A 15,573-nucleotide genomic window follows, 5' to 3' on the forward strand; every position below is an offset into this window, starting at 1 on the left:
CCTATCCCGCGACCCGGGCGGCGGGCCGGGTCGACGGTTCCGCCGCGAGCAGGCCGACCAGGTGTTCGGTCGCCGTACGCCAGGAGCGGCCGTGGCCGCCGGCGGCCGGTCGGGGTCCGCCGACCGCCGCCGTCACCGCGGCGACCAGGGCCTCCGCCGACCACGCCGTCATCCGGACGGCCCGGCCGGCGGTGGCCTCGTGCAGCGCGGGGTCGGGTGAGACGACCGCCGGGGTGCCGAGCCGCAGGGCCTCGGCCGCCGGCAGGCCGTAGCCCTCGAAGTGGCTGGGCATGAGGAAGGCGGCGGCGCCGGCGACGGTGGCGGCGTACTCCGGCTCGGGGAGGTGCCCGAGGAACAGCACCCGGTCGGCCACCCCGGCGCGGCGTACCGCGGCGGAGAAGCGGTCGATCCGGTGGCCGCCGGTCAGCACCGCCAGGGTGTGGCCGGGCAGCTCCGCCAGCGCGTCGACGGCCAGTTCCACGCCCTTGTGCGGCGCGTGCCCGGCGACCACCAGCCAGCTCCCGCCGCGCCGGCTCAGGTCCGCCAGCGGCGTGGGAAGGTCACCGGCCGCGGCGAGGTCGCTGCCGGGGTGCCAGATCGCGGTCCGCTCGTCGGCCACCCCGTAGAGGCCGAGCAGGTCGTGCCGGGTGCGGGCGCTCACGCAGAGCAGCCGCGCGGACCGGCGTACGGCGGCGCCGTAGCTGACCCGCCGGTACTGCCGTACGGCGGTGGAGAGGTCGTGCGGCCAGAGCCGGAACGCGAGGTCGTGCACCACGGTGGTGACCGGCAGCCGGCTGCCGAGGATGGCGGCGGACGGGCTCAGCGACAGCACCCGGGTCCGGTCCCGGGGGGCGCCGGCCGTGACCCGGCGCAGGGTCGCGGTGGCCGCCCCGATCGCCCCGGCCCGGCCGGACGCCTGGTGGCTGACCAGCTCCACGTCGGCCGCCCGGTCGGCCGGGACCGGCCAGGACGGCGGCGCGGCGACGACCCGGAGGCGGTGCCCGGCGGGCCAGTGCCGGACCACCTCGGTGAGTACCCGGGTGATCCCGCCGGGCCCGACGCCGCTGCCGTCGAGGATCGTCGTGGTCGGTTCAGCGGCACTCATCGGCGATCCATCCGCTCATCCGGGCGGCGAACCGCTCCCGCGCGAACGACCTCGCGTGCTCCCGGATCCGGGCGGCGGAGAGCTCACCGACCCGCCGTACGGCGGCCGCGTGGTCGGCGGCGCGGGTCGACGGGACCAGGAAGCCGGTCTCCCCGTCGACCACCGTCTCCAGCAGGCCGCCGCTGCGCAGGCCGATCACCGGGGTGCCCGCGGCCTGAGCCTCCACCGGGATGATGCCGAAGTCCTCGTGCGCCGGGAAGAGCAGCGCCCGCGCCCCCTGGTACAGCTCCCGGAGCCGGTCCCGGCTGGGCCGCAGCTCGAAGGTGATCGGCACGCCGACCCGGGACGCGGCCCGACGCAGCCGCGCCTCCTCCGGCCCGGCGCCGGCGATGACCAGCGGCAGCCCGGCCGCGGCGGCGATGGAGATCATCAGGTCGAAGTTCTTGTACGGGATCCACCGCCCGACCCCCAGCAGGTACTCCCGCGGCTGCTCCGGCCCGGCCGGCGTGGCGTAGAAGTCGACGTCCACGGGCGGGTGGATGACCACGGCGTCGCGTTTCCAGTACCGCTGGATCCGGTCCCGCACCTCCACCGAGTTCGCCGCGTACGCGTGCACGTGCCGGCTCAGCCGCAGGTCCGCCGCCTGCAACGCGCGCCGGGGCGCCCGGAGCAGCGGACTGGACCCGCGGCCGTCGACGGTGGGGCTCCACACGTACCGGGCGGGCGAGTGGACGTAGCTGAGGTGCCGGGTCCGCTCCGGCGGGCCGAGCCGCACGGTGTGCGCGAACGCGTGGCTGGAGGAGACCACCACGTCGAACGGGTCGCGGGACAGGGTGCGCCAGGCCAGCGGCATCACCGGCAGGGCCAGCGCCTTGCTGCGCCGCAGCGCCGTCCGGGCCAGCCACGACTCCCGCAGGCCGAGGTCCCGCGCCGGGGCGTCGCGTTCCGCCCAGAGCACGTACCGCCGGGCGTGCGGCAGCAGCTCGGCGATGGCCAGGAAGACGTTCTCCGACCCGCCCGCGGCGCTGAACCACTCGTGCACGACGGCCACCGACCGGCCGGCGAGCGGCGGTACGCCGGTGACGTCGGCGACGGGACGGGCGTCCTCCACCGACGTCATGACCGGTCGTCCATGACGGTGCTCCCCACAGTCCTCACCGGATGGTCAGCTCGTGCGTCGCCACAGATCGCGCAGCGCGTCCCAGTTGCCGCCGAGCCCGGCCTCGCAGAGCGTCTCCAGGTAGAGCGCGCCGGTGCCGTCGTCCCGGTCCCACCACACCCCGCAGATCGTCCGGCCGTCGTCGCCCTTGAAGGCGTACTCGATGTAGCTGCCGGAAGCGCCGCTGACCCCACCGGTGGTCCGGGTAACCTCCCGCAGCCCGGGGGCCAGCGCACCGCCGGCCAGGTTGAGCTGCTGCCGGTACGCCCGGGCGGCGTCCTTCTCCGTCCGCGAGGCGTACTGGCCGAAGTGGAGGGAGACGGCGCCGTACCGGCAGAAGACGTGCTTCTTCTCGTCCGGCGGCAGCTTGGGGCCGCCCACCTCGCCGTTGACCGCGCAGCCACCCATCCGGCCCAGCCACGGCTCGGCGAGCGGCGCCAGGTCGCCGTCGAACTTCGCCTTGTTGAGCGAGGCCTGGGTGGCCTCGTACAGCGGCGGGGAGGCGCTGGCCGACGGGTTCGGCGCCGGCGACTTCTCGTCCGAGCCCAGCGCGGTGCCCGCGAAGAGCCCGATGCCGGCGGCCAGCACCGCGGTCAGCGCGACGATGCCGGCCCAGAGGCCAGTGCGGTTGCGCGGCGGGCGCTCCACCGGGGCGATCCGCCGCCCGCCGGACGAGTCGAGCGGGTCGGCGGCGACGGGCGGCGCGGGGGCGGCGACCGGCGAGACCGGGGCGCCGGAGACCGGCTGCGGCGCCATCGCCCAGGGCTGCGGCGTCCACGGCAGCTGCGGCGGCCCGGAGATGGGCTGCGGCGCGCCGGAGACCGGCAGCGGCGGCGCGGAGGTGGGCCGGCCGCCGTCCGCCGGCGGCGGCGGGACGACCACGACGGGCGGCTGCGGGAGCACCTCGGCGGTGGCCGCGGGCTGGTAGTCCATGCCGAGGGTCTGGAAGAGCCGCGCGGCGGCGCCGCCCTCCTCGGAGGGGTACGCGATCCAGGGCTGGGCGGCGGTGAAGTCGGCGTTGACGTACCGGTGCCCGCCGACGGTCTGGGCCAGCACGTTCGCCGCGTTGGCGAACGCCTCGCGCCACCGCTGGTCGCCGGCCGCCGCGCCCTCGAGCACGGCGACGGTCACCGGCCGGTCCTGCCCGTCGAGAGCCGCCCAGGCTCTGCCGACCTGGCATTCACCCACCGTCTCGGTGAACCTGTACGGACCCTCCGGCTGCATGCCCCACTCCTCTGTTCACCCGCCGTGCGGATAGTACAGAGACGGTGCCCCTTGGATGGTCCGCCGGTCGGTGGCCCCGGACACACGTGCGGCCCATTGTGGAGGCCGTCGCCATCGGGCGAGCGCCGGCGGCATCGCCGGAGAACGGGCGGCGGCCGGGGCCCCCACCGGCACGGGACGGCCTAGCGGGGGTGACTTGTCTTTGAAAGTTTTCATGCATAGAGTCGCGGCATGAATGAGAGCGCTGTCGTCGCGGCGCCGACCGACCGGGTGCTGGACCTCTTCCACGGGGTCCGGCTCACCCCCACCCAGCGTCGGATCGCGCACTGCCTGGTGCAGCACGCGGGGGCGGCGGCGTACCTGTCGGCGGCGGAGGTGGCCGAGCTGGCCGGGGTCAGCCAGCCGTCGGTCACCCGGTTCGCGATGGCGCTCGGGCACGACGGCTACCCGGCGCTGCGCCGCCGGCTGCGCGAGCTGACCGCGACCGGGGCCGTCGAACCGGCCGACGCCGGCAACGAGCTCCAGCGGGCCGTCCGCGCCGAGATCGGCAACCTCGACCGGCTGGCCGGGCACCTCGCCGACCGGGAGCGGATCGCCGAGGTGGGGACGCTGCTCGCCGCCAGCCGCCCGCTGCCGGTGCTCGGGCTGCGCGCCGCCGCGCCGCTGGCCGCGTATTTCGCGTACTTCGCCGCGAAGGTGCACCCCGACGTGCGGGTGCTCGACGACGGCGGCAGCCTGCTCACCGACCGCCTCGAACAGGCCGCGGCGGCCGGCGCGACCGCCCTGCTCGCCTTCGTGCTGCCCCGCTACCCGCGGGAGACCCTGGACGCGCTGCGCGAGGCCCGGGACGCCGGGCTGACCGTGGTGGCGATCACCGACTCCCCGGTCAGCCCGGCCACCGAGAACGCCGAGGTGGTGCTCCCGGCCGCCGTCGGCACCGACCTGGTCTTCGACCTGCACACCGCCCCGATGACCCTGGCCATGGTGGTGCTCCAGGCGATCTGCGACGCCGCCCCGGCCGACACCCAGGCCCGGCTCGAGGCGTTCGAGTCGTCCGCCGCCCGTCGTCAGTTGTTCCTCGGCTGAGAGGAGTACGAAATGCACCAGCCCGTCCGCGCCGCCCGCGGCACCGCACGCACCGCGAAGGGGTGGCCGCAGGAGGCCGCCCTGCGGATGCTGATGAACAACCTCGACCCGGAGGTGGCCGAGCGCCCGGACGACCTGGTGGTCTACGGCGGCACCGGGAAGGCCGCGCGGGACTGGCCGTCGTACCACGCGCTGGTCCGGACGCTGACCGAGCTCCGCGACGACGAGACGATGCTGGTGCAGTCCGGCCGCCCCGTCGGCGTCATGCGCACCCACGAGTGGGCGCCCCGGGTGCTGCTGGCCAACTCCAACCTGGTCGGCGACTGGGCCACCTGGCCGGAGTTCCGCCGCCTGGAGCAGCTCGGCCTCACCATGTACGGGCAGATGACCGCCGGTTCGTGGATCTACATCGGCACCCAGGGCATCCTCCAGGGCACGTACGAGACGTTCGCCGCCGTCGCGGCCAAGCGGTTCAACGGGACCCTGGCCGGGACGCTGACGCTGACCGCCGGCTGCGGCGGGATGGGCGGGGCGCAGCCCCTCGCGGTCACCATGAACGGGGGCGCCTGCCTGATCGTCGACGTGGACCGCAGCCGGCTGGACCGCCGGGTGCACGACCGTTACCTGGACGAGGTCGCCGACTCCCTGGACGACGCCGTCGCGCGGGTGCTGGCGGCGAAGCGGGACCGTCGGGCGCTGAGCGTCGGCGTGGTCGGCAACGCGGCGGTGGTCTTCCCCGAGCTGCTGGTCCGCGGCGTCGAGATCGACATCGTGACCGACCAGACCAGCGCGCACGACCCGCTGTCGTACCTGCCGGTCGGGGTGGAACCGGCCGACGCCCGGGACTACGCGGCGGCGAAGCCGGCCGAGTTCACCGACCGGGCGCGGGCGTCGATGGCCCGGCACGTGGCCGCGATGGTCGGCTTCCTCGACGCCGGCGCGGAGGTCTTCGACTACGGCAACTCGATCCGTGGCGAGGCGCAGCTCGCCGGCTACGAGCGGGCCTTCGACTTCCCCGGCTTCGTGCCGGCGTACATCCGGCCGCTGTTCTGCGAGGGCAAGGGCCCGTTCCGGTGGGCGGCGCTCTCCGGCGACCCGAAGGACATCGCCGCCACCGACCGGGCCATCCTCGACCTGTTCCCGGAGAACGAGTCCCTCGCGCGGTGGATGCGGATGGCCGGTGAGCGGGTCGCCTTCCAGGGCCTGCCGGCGCGGATCTGCTGGCTGGGCTACGGCGAGCGGGACAAGGCCGGGGTGCGGTTCAACGAGATGGTGGCCTCCGGTGAGCTGAGCGCGCCCGTGGTGATCGGCCGGGACCACCTGGACTGCGGCAGCGTGGCCAGCCCCTACCGGGAGACCGAGGCGATGGCCGACGGCTCCGACGCGATCGCCGACTGGCCGCTGCTCAACGCGCTGGTCAACACCGCCAGCGGGGCGTCCTGGGTGTCCATCCACCACGGCGGCGGGGTCGGCATCGGCCGGTCCATCCACGCCGGGCAGGTCTGCGTCGCCGACGGCACCGCCCTGGCCGGGCAGAAGATCGAGCGGGTGCTCACCAACGACCCGGCGATGGGCGTCATCCGGCACGTCGACGCCGGCTACGACAACGCCCGCGAGGTCGCCGAGCGGACCGGCGTACGGGTGCCGATGGCGGAGGGCCCGGCGTGAGCGCGAGGAGTGCAGCGCAGCGGAGCCCCGCAGTCGCCAACAACAGGGGTGCCGCGTGACCGATCTGGCCGCCCGGTTCCGCCAGCTCTGGGACGAGCTCGCCCCGGTCGGGCGGGACGAGCGCAGCGGCGGCTACCTGCGCTACGCGCTGACCGAGCCGGAGCTGTGGCTGCGCGCCTGGTTCCGGGAGCAGGCCGACCGGCGCGGCATGCCGGTGCACTCCGACGGCAACGGCAACCTGTTCGCCTGGTGGGGCGACCCGCTGGCCGGGGACGCCGTGCTGACCGGCAGCCACTTCGACTCCGTGCCGCACGGCGGGGCGTACGACGGGCCGCTCGGCATCGTCAGCGCGTTCCTCGCCGTGGACGAACTGCGGGCCGCCGGGGTCACCCCGCTCCGGCCGGTGGTGGTCGGCGCGTTCGTCGAGGAGGAGGGCGCGCGGTTCGGCGTACCGTGTCTGGGGTCGCGGCTGCTCACCGGGGAGATCGCGGTGGACCGGGCGGCCGGGCTGCGCGACGCGGCCGGGGTGACCTTCGCCGAGGCGCTGGGCGAGCGGCCGGCGGGCGCCGACCCGGCGCTGCTCGGCCGCTTCGCCGCCTTCGTGGAGCTGCACGTCGAGCAGGGCCGCGCGCTGGTCGAGCTGGCCGCGCCGGTCGCGGTGGCCAGCGCCATCTGGCCGCACGGCCGCTGGCGCTTCGACTTCCACGGCGAGGGCAACCACGCCGGTACGACCCGGATGGCGGACCGCCGCGACCCCATGCTCACGTACGCCTTCACCGTGCTGGCGGCGAACAAGGAGGCCCGGCTGCGCGACGCGCACGCCACCGTCGCCCGGGTGGCGGTGGAGCCGAACGCCACCAACGCCATCCCGGCGAAGGTGACCGGCTGGCTGGACGCCCGGGCGGCCGAGCCGGCGACGCTGCACGGCCTGGTCGAGGCGGTCCGCGCCAAGGCCGCGGAGCGGGCGCGGCGGGACGGCACCGAGCTGACCCTGACCGAGGAGTCGGCGACGCCGCTGGTGGGGTTCGACGGCGGGCTGGCGAAGCGGCTGACCACGCTGCTCGACGCGCCGGTGCTGCCGACCGGCGCCGGGCACGACGCCGGGGTGCTCGCCGCGCACCTGCCCACCGCGATGCTCTTCGTGCGCAACCCCACCGGGGTGTCGCACTCCCCCGCCGAGTCCGCCACCGACGCCGACTGCGCCGCCGGGGTCACCGCCCTGGCCCGGGTGCTGGAGGAGCTGGCATGCCGCTGACCCGCTGGCTCGCCGAGTACGCCTGGCTGCCCGACCACGCCGAACCCACCGCCGACGTGCTGATCGAGGCGGAGGGCGGCCGGATCACCGCCGTGACGCCGCTGGTCGGGGCCGGCGCCCCGACCGCCGGGGTCGAGGTGCTCCGCGACGCGGTCCGGCTGCCCGGGCTCACCCTGCCCGGCCTGGCCAACGCGCACTCGCACGCCTTCCACCGGGCGCTGCGCGGGCGGACCCACGCCGGCCGGGGCGACTTCTGGACCTGGCGGGACCGGATGTACGCCGTCGCGGCGCGCCTCGACCCGGACTCCTACCTGGCCCTGGCCCGGGCCGCGTACGCAGAGATGGCGCTCGCCGGGATCACCTGCGTCGGCGAGTTCCACTACCTGCACCACGGCCCCGACGGCACCCCGTACGCCGACCCGAACGCGATGTCCACCGCGCTGGTCGAGGCGGCGGCGCACGCCGGCATCCGGCTCACCCTGCTGGACACCTGCTACCTGACCGCCACGGTCGACGGCGCGCCGCTGACCGGGCCGCAGCGGCGGTTCGGCGACGGGGACGCGCTGCGCTGGGCCGAGCGGGTCACCGCGTTCACGCCGGAGAACGGCCACGCCCGGGTCGGCGCGGCGATCCACTCGGTGCGGGCCGTGCCGGCGGAGCAGCTCGCCACCGTCGCCGGCTGGGCGGACCGGCGCGGCGCGCCGCTGCACGTCCACCTCTCCGAGCAGCCCGCCGAGAACGACGCCTGCCGTGCCGTGCATGGCCGCACCCCGACCCGGCTGCTCGCCGACCACGGCGTGCTCGGCCGGACGACCACCGCGGTACACGCCACCCACCCCACCAGCGTCGACATCACGCTGCTCGGCGAGAGCCGGACCGGCGTCTGCCTCTGCCCCACCACCGAAAGGGACCTGGCCGACGGGATCGGGCCGGTGCGGCGGATGGCCGAGGCGGGCAGCCCGCTCAGTCTCGGCAGCGACAGCCACGCCATCGTCGACCTCTTCGAGGAGGCCCGCGCGGTGGAGCTGGACGAACGGCTGCGGACCCGGCGGCGCGGCCACTTCAACGCCGTCGAGCTGCTGACCGCCGCCACCGCCGCCGGGCACGCCGCGCTGGGCTGGACGGACGCCGGCCGGCTCGCCGTCGGCGACCGCGCCGACCTGGTCACCGTACGGCTGGACACCACCCGCACGGCCGGGGTGCCGCCCGTCGGGGCGTTCTTCGCGGCCGCCGCGGCCGACGTCAGCCACGTCGTGGTGGACGGGCGCGTGGTGGTCACCGACGGCCGGCACCTGACGGTGGACGTGCCGGCGGAGCTGCACGACGCCATCGCGGCGGTGACCGGCCAGTGAGCGCGAGGAGTGAGCCGGGTTTGCGAGCCCCGCAGTCGCGAACGGGAGGCAGCGCATGAGCAGCCTGCTGGTGGACGACATCGGCGAGTTGGTCACCAACTCGGCCGGCGAGGGCGCGGGTAAGCCGCTGGGCATCCGCCGCGACGTGGCCCTGCTGGTCGAGGACGGCCGGGTGGCCTGGATCGGGCCCGCCCGGGACGCCCCGGCCGCCGACCGGCGGATCGACGCCCAGGGGGCGGCCGTGCTGCCCGGCTTCGTGGACAGCCACGCCCACCTGGTCTTCGCCGGGGACCGGGCCGCCGAGTTCGCCGCCCGGATGGCCGGCGAGCCGTACACCGGGGGCGGCATCCGCACCACCGTCGGGGCCACCCGCGCGGCGTCCGACGACGAGCTGCGGGCCACCGTCCGCCGGCTGCGCGCCGAGGCGATGCGGCAGGGCACCACCGCGATCGAGATCAAGAGCGGGTACGGCCTCACGGTCGCCGACGAGGCCCGCTCGCTGCGGATCGCCGCCGAATTCAGCGACGACACCACCTTCCTCGGCGCGCACGTCGTGCCCGCCGAGTACGCCGACCGCCCCGACGACTACGTCGGCATGGTGTGCGGGCCGATGCTGGCCGCCGCCGCCCCGTACGCGCGCTGGATCGACGTGTTCTGCGAGCGGGGCGCCTTCGACGTCGACCATGCCCGGGCGATCCTCGCCTGCGGGCAGGCCGTCGGGCTGGGCGTGCGGGTGCACGCCAATCAGCTCGGCCCCGGACCGGGCGTACGGCTCGGGGTGGAACTCGGCGCGGCCAGCGTCGACCACTGCACCCACCTGACCGACGCCGACGTCGACGCGCTGGCCGGCTCCCCGACCGTCGCCACGCTGCTCCCGGGCGCCGAGTTCTCCACCCGGTCGCCGTACCCGGACGCCCGGCGACTGCTCGACGCGGGCGTGACCGTGGCGCTGGCGACCGACTGCAACCCCGGGTCGTCGTACACCTCGTCGATGCCGTTCTGCATCGCGCTCGCCGTACGCGAGATGCGGATGACCCCGGCAGAGGCGGTCTGGGCCGCGACCGCCGGCGGGGCGGCGGCGCTGCGCCGCGACGACGTCGGCCGGCTGCGGCCAGGCGCCCGGGCCGACCTGATGATCCTTGACGCCCCTTCCCACCTGCACCTGGCCTACCGGCCGGGTGTGCCACTGATCCGCCAGGTTCTGCACAACGGAGTCCCGCAATGTCGACCGTAATGATCCAGCCCACCGGAATCTCCCCCGCCGACGTGCTCGCCGTGGCCCGCGGCACCGCCAAGGTGGTGCTCGATCCGGCCACCGTGGACGCCATGGCGACCAGCCGGACGATCGTGGACGGCATCGAGGCCGCCGGCCGGCCCGTCTACGGCGTCTCCACCGGTTTCGGAGCGCTCGCCAACACCTTCGTCGCGCCCGAGCGGCGGGCCGAACTCCAGCACGCGCTGATCCGCTCGCACGCCGCCGGGGTGGGCGCGCCGATGCCCCGCGAGGTGGTCCGGGCGATGATGCTGCTGCGGGCCCGTTCGCTGGCGCTCGGCCGCTCCGGGGTCCGCCCGCTCGTCGCCGAGGCGCTGGTCGACCTGCTCAACCACGAGGTCACCCCGTGGGTGCCGGAACACGGCTCGCTCGGCGCCTCCGGCGACCTGGCCCCCCTCGCGCACTGCGCGCTGGTGCTGCTCGGCGAGGGCTGGGTGCTCGGGCCCGCCGGCGAGCGGCTCGACGCGGCCGAGGCGCTGCGCCGGGTCGGGCTGGCGCCGATCGAGCTGGCCGCCAAGGAGGGGCTGGCGCTGATCAACGGCACCGACGGGATGCTCGGCATGCTGCTGCTGGCCATCCACGACGCCCGGCACCTGTTCGCCATGGCCGACGTCACCGCCGCCCTCGCCATCGAGGCGATGCTCGGCTCGGAACGGCCGTTCCTGCCCGAGCTGCACGCCATCCGCCCGCACCCCGGGCAGGCCGCGTCGGCGGCGAACATCCACCGGCTGCTCCAGGACTCCCGGGTGATGGATTCGCACCGGGACGACCTGGCGCACGCCGTGCAGGACGCGTACTCGATGCGCTGCGCGCCGCAGGTGGCCGGCGCGGCCCGGGACACCCTCGACTTCGTCGAGACGGTGGCCGGGCGGGAGCTGATGTCGGTGGTGGACAACCCGGTCGTGCTGCCGGACGGCCGGGTCGAGTCCACCGGGAACTTCCACGGCGCCCCGCTCGGTTTCGCCGCCGACTACCTGGCCATCGCCGCTGCCGAGGTGGGCGCGATCGCCGAACGCCGGGTCGACCGGCTGCTCGACGTCACCCGCAACCGGGAGCTGCCCGCCTTCCTCTCCCCCGACGCCGGGGTCAACTCGGGCCTGATGATCGCCCAGTACACGGCGGCCGGGATCGTCGCGGAGAACCGCCGGCTCGCCGCTCCCGCCTCGGTGGACTCGCTGCCGACCAGCGGCATGCAGGAGGACCACGTCTCGATGGGCTGGGCGGCGGCCAAGAAGCTGCGCACGGTGCTGGACAACCTGACCAGCCTGCTCGCGGTGGAGCTGCTGGCGGCCGTCCGCGGGCTCCAGCTCCGCGCCCCGCTGGAGCCGTCACCGGCCGGCCGGGCCGCGGTGGCCGCGCTGGGCGGGATCGCCGGCGAGCCGGGCCCGGACGTCTTCCTCGCCCCGGTGATGGAGGCCGCCCGGGAGGTGCTGGCCGGGCCGGAGCTGCGCGCCGCCATCGAACGAGAGATCGGCCCGCTGAGCTGAGCAAGCTCATGATCGTCTGCTGGGGAGCGGTCGACTCGACGGAGGGTCGGGTCGCTCACCAGCAGACGATCATGTTGGGGCGGGGGCACCGCGGCTCAGGGGGCCGGCGGCAGCACCTTGGCAACCAGCTTGGCCAGCTCGCGCAGCGCCTTGCCGCGGTGGCTGACCGCGTCCTTCTCCTCGGGCGTCAGCTCCGCGTTGGTCCGCTGCTGCCCGTCGCCGAGGAAGATCGGGTCGTACCCGAAGCCGCCGTCGCCGCGCGGCGCGCGCAGCAGCCGGCCGGACTGGCGGCCGTCGACCAGGTGCTCCTTGCCGCCGGGCAGCACCAGCGCCACCGTGCAGACGAAGGAGGCGGCCCGGTGCTCGTCCGGCAGGTCGGCGATCTGGTCCAGCACCAGCTGGAGGTTGGCCAGGTCGTCGCCGTGCCGGCCGGCCCAGCGGGCGCTGAACACGCCCGGCATGCCGTTGAGCGCGTCCACGGCCAGCCCGGAGTCGTCGGCGATGGTCGGCAGGCCGGTCCGCCGGCAGGCCTCCCGAGCCTTGATCAGCGCGTTCTCGCCGAAGGTCAGGCCGGTCTCCGGCAGCTCCGGATACTGCTCGACGTCGTCGAGGCCGAGCAGGGCGATCCGGTGCGCGCCGAGCGCCCCGTCGAGGATCCGCTGCAGCTCGACGAGCTTCTTCCGGTTCCGGGTGGCGAGGAGCACCCTGTTCATGAGGCGAGCGCCTTCCGCTGTGCGTCGGCCAGTTCCAGACAGCCCAGGACACCCAGGTCGAGCAGGGCGTCGAGCTGGTCGCGGGCGAAGACGCCGGCCTCGCCCGTCCCCTGCACCTCGACGAAGTCGCCCGTCCCGGTGCAGACCACGTTCATGTCCACCTCCGCGGCCACGTCCTCTTCGTAGCAGAGGTCCAGCCGCGGCTCGCCGGCGATGATGCCGACGCTGACCGCGGCCACCGACCGGTGCATCACCTTCTCCGGCTTGCCGGCCAGCGCCTTGCGCTCGCCCAGCCAGCCCACCGCGTCGTGCAGCGCCACGTACGCCCCGGTGATCGCCGCGGTCCGCGTGCCGCCGTCGGCCTGGAGCACGTCGCAGTCGAGGATGACCGAGTTCTCGCCGAGCGCCTTCAGGTCGATGCAGGCGCGCAGGCTCCGGCCGATCAGCCGGGAGATCTCGTGGGTACGCCCACCGACGCGACCCTTGACGCTCTCCCGGTCGGACCGGGTGTTGGTGGCCCGGGGCAGCATCGCGTACTCGGCGGTCACCCAGCCGAGCCCGGAGCCCTTGCGCCAGCGGGGCACCCCCTCGGTGACGCTCGCGGTGCAGAGCACCCGCGTCGCGCCGAACTCGACGAGGACCGAGCCCTCCGGGTGGGTGCTCCAGCCCCGGGTCAGGGTCACCGGTCGGAGTTGGTCGGGCTGTCGCCCGTCAGGTCGCGCCATCCCTGCACCTTATGCGGTGCGGCGATCGAACCGTCCCGGGGTGCCCGCCTCCGCTGCGACGGAGCGGAGCGCGGGGTCAGGGGACGGCCGTCACGTCGGACTGCGCGTGCCCGGGTCCGACGCCGTGCGCCCGCAGGAACCCGGCGACCAGGTGCAGACGATCCGGTCGTCGCGCCGGGCGGCGGTCAGACGTCGTAGCAGGCGCCGGCGCGGACCACCTCGAGCGGACCGGTGTACGCGGCTGCCGCCGACTCCAGGGTGTGCGCCTCGCTCCCCCAGGCCGCCACCAGATGGGTGAGCAGCAGCCGGCCGGCGCCCGCCTTGGTCGCCACCTCGCCGGCCTCCCGGCCGGTGAGGTGCAGGTCCGGCGGGTTCTCCGCGCCGTCGAGGTAGCTGGCCTCGCAGAGGAAGAGGTCGGCGCCCTGGGCCAACCGCAGCAACGAGTCGCAGGGGGCGGTGTCCGACGAGTAGCAGAGCACCCGGCCGTCGTGCTCCAACCGCACGCCGTACGTCTCCACCGGGTGGTTCATCCGGTCCACGGTGACGGTGAACGGGCCGATCGGGAACGTCCCCGGCTGGAGGCCGTAGAACTGGTACACGTCGTCGACCGAGCTGCCCTCCTGCCCGTACGCGGCGGCCAGCCGGTCCGGTGCGCCGGAGGGCGCGTACATCGGCAGGGGCGGGTACGGCCCGTCGGGGGCGTACCGGCGCACCACCACGTACGACACCGCGTCGAGCATGTGGTCGCAGTGCAGATGGGTGAGGAGGATGGCGTCGGGGGCGTGCAGCCCGACGTAGCGCTGGAGCGTGGAGAGCGACCCCGAGCCGAAGTCGACCAGAAGCCGGAAGCCCTCCGCCTCGACCAGGTAGGCGGAGCAGGGGGACTCGGGGCCGGGGAAGCTGCCCGCGCAGCCGAGGACCGTCAGTCGCATCCGGTCGTCCCAATGTCACGCCGCGTAGTCGACGCGCCGGCAACCGCCCCGTCGATGATCTCTACCGACGCGTACGCCACGCTGCGCAGCCTACGCGTCGCCACTGCGGGTCAAGAATCATCTGCCGGAACATGTCATCAACGTGACACCCGTACGCGTATCGCGCCGGCAGGGCGTCGACGGGCCGGCCGGCGTCCCCGCCGACCGGCCCGAATCGGCTCGTCAGGCCCAGAGCTGCCCCTCCAGGGCGTCCTCGGCGTCCGCGAGGGTGCCGCCGTAGGCCCCGGTCGACAGGTACTTCCAGCCGCCGTCGCAGACCACGAACGCGACGTCGGCCCGGCGGCCGTCCCGCACCGCCTCGTGCGCCACCGCGAGAGCGGCGTGCAGGATCGCGCCGGTGGAGAACCCGGCGAAGATGCCCTCCACCTCGACGAGCTGACGGGTGCGCAGCACCGCGTCCCGGGTGCCCACCGAGAAGCGGCGCGACAGCACGGTCGCGTCGTACAGCTCGGGGACGTACCCCTCGTCGATGTTGCGCAGGCCGTAGACCAGCTCGCCGTAGCGGGGCTCGGCGGCGACGACCTGGATGCCGTCGACCTTCTCCCGCAGGTAGCGCCCGGTGCCCATCAGGGTCCCGGTGGTGCCCAGACCGGCCACGAAGTGGGTGATCGTCGGCAGGTCGTGCAGCAGCTCCGGCCCGGTCGTCTCGTAGTGCGCCCGGGCGTTCGCCTCGTTGCCGTACTGGTAGAGCATCACCCAGTCGGGGTGCTCGGCGGAGATCTGCTTCGCGGTGGCGACGGCCTGGTTCGAGCCGCCGGCGGCCGCCGAGAAGATGATCTCCGCGCCGTACATCCGGAGCAGTTGGACCCGCTCGGTGGAGACGTTCTCCGGCATCACGCAGACCAGCCGGTAGCCCCGCAGCTTGGCCACCATGGCCAGCGAGATGCCGGTGTTGCCGCTGGTCGGTTCCAGGATGGTGTCGCCCGGGCGGAGCCGGCCGGCCTCCTCCGCCGCGCGCACCATGAACAGGGCCGCGCGGTCCTTGATGCTGCCGGTCGGGTTCCGGTCCTCCAACTTCGCCCAGAGCCGCACCGGCGGCGCCCCCTCGGGCACCGTCGGCGAGAGCCGGGGCAGCCCGACCAGGGGCGTGCCGCCGCAGGCCTCGAGCAGGCTGTCGTACCGCGCCATCGCCGGCCGCCGATCAGCGGGCGGCGACGGCCGACCGCGCCACGCGCGGCGCGATCGCGGCCGCCGCCGCACGGTGCTGGCTGATCGCGGCTGCCGCCGCGAAGCCGAACGCCCCGCCGGCCACGGCCGGCAGGATGGTGACGCTGTCGCCGTCGTTGAGCTTGGCGTCGAGCGCGCCGAGGAAGCGGACGTCCTCGTCGTTGACGTAGACGTTGACGAACCGGTGCAGCGCGCCGGCGTCGGTGACCAGCCGGGCCTTCAGGCCGGCGTGCCGGGAGTCCAGGTCGGTGAGCAGGTCGCCCAGGGTGTCCCCGGCGCCCTCGACGACCTTCGCGCCGCCGGTGTAGCTGCGCAGGATGGTGGGGATGCGAACCTCGATGGCCATGATGTCGTGCTCCTTGATCGG

General features: G+C 75.1%; 14 protein-coding genes. 6 read left to right on the forward strand and 8 right to left on the reverse strand.

Annotated features, from left to right (window positions below):
- Nucleotide 1: 1 nt before the first annotated feature.
- Genes ACFOYX_RS00640 through ACFOYX_RS00650 form a run of 3 tightly spaced genes read right to left on the reverse strand, consistent with a single transcriptional unit; the run spans nucleotide 2 to nucleotide 3,488 of the window.
- Nucleotides 2-1,105 carry a glycosyltransferase gene (locus ACFOYX_RS00640; RefSeq protein ID WP_322442568.1) on the reverse strand — a complete coding sequence of 368 codons (1,104 nt, stop codon included), beginning with the start codon at nucleotides 1,103-1,105 and terminating at the stop codon, nucleotides 2-4.
- Nucleotides 1,092-2,225 carry a glycosyltransferase gene (locus tag ACFOYX_RS00645; protein WP_322442567.1) on the reverse strand — a complete coding sequence of 378 codons (1,134 nt, stop codon included), beginning with the start codon at nucleotides 2,223-2,225 and terminating at the stop codon, nucleotides 1,092-1,094. The genes ACFOYX_RS00640 and ACFOYX_RS00645 overlap by 14 nt, the downstream gene beginning before the upstream one ends.
- Before the next feature lie 45 nt (nucleotides 2,226-2,270).
- A complete protein-coding gene (locus ACFOYX_RS00650) occupies nucleotides 2,271-3,488 on the reverse strand; it encodes a hypothetical protein (protein ID WP_322442566.1) in 1,218 nt (405 codons plus the stop codon).
- A 231-nt stretch (nucleotides 3,489-3,719) separates the two neighbouring features.
- Here ACFOYX_RS00650 and ACFOYX_RS00655 point away from each other — a divergent pair, with 231 nt between their 5' ends.
- From ACFOYX_RS00655 to hutH, 6 genes are read left to right on the forward strand one after another with little or no spacing between them, the layout of a single operon-like run.
- Nucleotides 3,720-4,574 carry a MurR/RpiR family transcriptional regulator gene (locus ACFOYX_RS00655; RefSeq protein ID WP_322442565.1) on the forward strand — a complete coding sequence of 285 codons (855 nt, stop codon included), beginning with the start codon at nucleotides 3,720-3,722 and terminating at the stop codon, nucleotides 4,572-4,574.
- Between the two features lie 12 nt (nucleotides 4,575-4,586).
- Nucleotides 4,587-6,242 carry a urocanate hydratase gene (hutU, locus tag ACFOYX_RS00660; protein WP_322442564.1) on the forward strand — a complete coding sequence of 552 codons (1,656 nt, stop codon included), beginning with the start codon at nucleotides 4,587-4,589 and terminating at the stop codon, nucleotides 6,240-6,242.
- Between the two features lie 55 nt (nucleotides 6,243-6,297).
- A complete protein-coding gene (locus tag ACFOYX_RS00665) occupies nucleotides 6,298-7,497 on the forward strand; it encodes an allantoate amidohydrolase (protein ID WP_322442563.1) in 1,200 nt (399 codons plus the stop codon).
- Nucleotides 7,494-8,849, forward strand: a complete 1,356-nt coding sequence (locus ACFOYX_RS00670; protein ID WP_322442585.1) for a formimidoylglutamate deiminase — start codon at nucleotides 7,494-7,496, stop codon at nucleotides 8,847-8,849. The genes ACFOYX_RS00665 and ACFOYX_RS00670 overlap by 4 nt, the downstream gene beginning before the upstream one ends.
- 55 nt (nucleotides 8,850-8,904) lie before the next feature.
- A complete protein-coding gene (gene hutI, locus ACFOYX_RS00675) occupies nucleotides 8,905-10,083 on the forward strand; it encodes an imidazolonepropionase (RefSeq protein ID WP_322442562.1) in 1,179 nt (392 codons plus the stop codon).
- Entirely contained in the window at nucleotides 10,071-11,609 is a 1,539-nt protein-coding gene (gene hutH, locus ACFOYX_RS00680) for a histidine ammonia-lyase (RefSeq protein WP_322442561.1), read from the forward strand. The genes hutI and hutH overlap by 13 nt, the downstream gene beginning before the upstream one ends.
- Nucleotides 11,610-11,704: 95 nt before the next feature.
- Here hutH and rdgB read toward each other — a convergent pair whose 3' ends face one another.
- From rdgB to ACFOYX_RS00705, 5 genes are all read right to left on the reverse strand, one after another.
- A complete protein-coding gene (rdgB, locus tag ACFOYX_RS00685; protein WP_109802087.1) occupies nucleotides 11,705-12,322 on the reverse strand; it encodes an RdgB/HAM1 family non-canonical purine NTP pyrophosphatase in 618 nt (205 codons plus the stop codon).
- Entirely contained in the window at nucleotides 12,319-13,047 is a 729-nt protein-coding gene (rph, locus tag ACFOYX_RS00690; RefSeq protein ID WP_109802088.1) for a ribonuclease PH, read from the reverse strand. Before rph ends, rdgB begins: the two co-directional genes overlap by 4 nt.
- A gap of 185 nt (nucleotides 13,048-13,232) precedes the next feature.
- Nucleotides 13,233-13,979 (reverse strand): MBL fold metallo-hydrolase, encoded by a 747-nt coding sequence (locus tag ACFOYX_RS00695; protein ID WP_322442560.1) that lies wholly within the window; start codon nucleotides 13,977-13,979, stop codon nucleotides 13,233-13,235.
- A gap of 222 nt (nucleotides 13,980-14,201) precedes the next feature.
- On the reverse strand, nucleotides 14,202-15,167 hold the full coding sequence (locus ACFOYX_RS00700) for a PLP-dependent cysteine synthase family protein (protein WP_109802090.1): 966 nt from the start codon (nucleotides 15,165-15,167) through the stop codon (nucleotides 14,202-14,204).
- A 13-nt stretch (nucleotides 15,168-15,180) separates the two neighbouring features.
- Nucleotides 15,181-15,552: a MoaD family protein gene (locus ACFOYX_RS00705; RefSeq protein ID WP_322442559.1), complete on the reverse strand. Its 372-nt coding sequence runs from the start codon at nucleotides 15,550-15,552 to the stop codon at nucleotides 15,181-15,183.
- Nucleotides 15,553-15,573 lie beyond the last annotated feature (21 nt).

Origin of the sequence: Micromonospora sp. GCM10011541 (assembly GCF_042650725.1) — a bacterium.
GTDB classification, from domain to species: domain Bacteria; phylum Actinomycetota; class Actinomycetes; order Mycobacteriales; family Micromonosporaceae; genus Micromonospora; species Micromonospora sicca.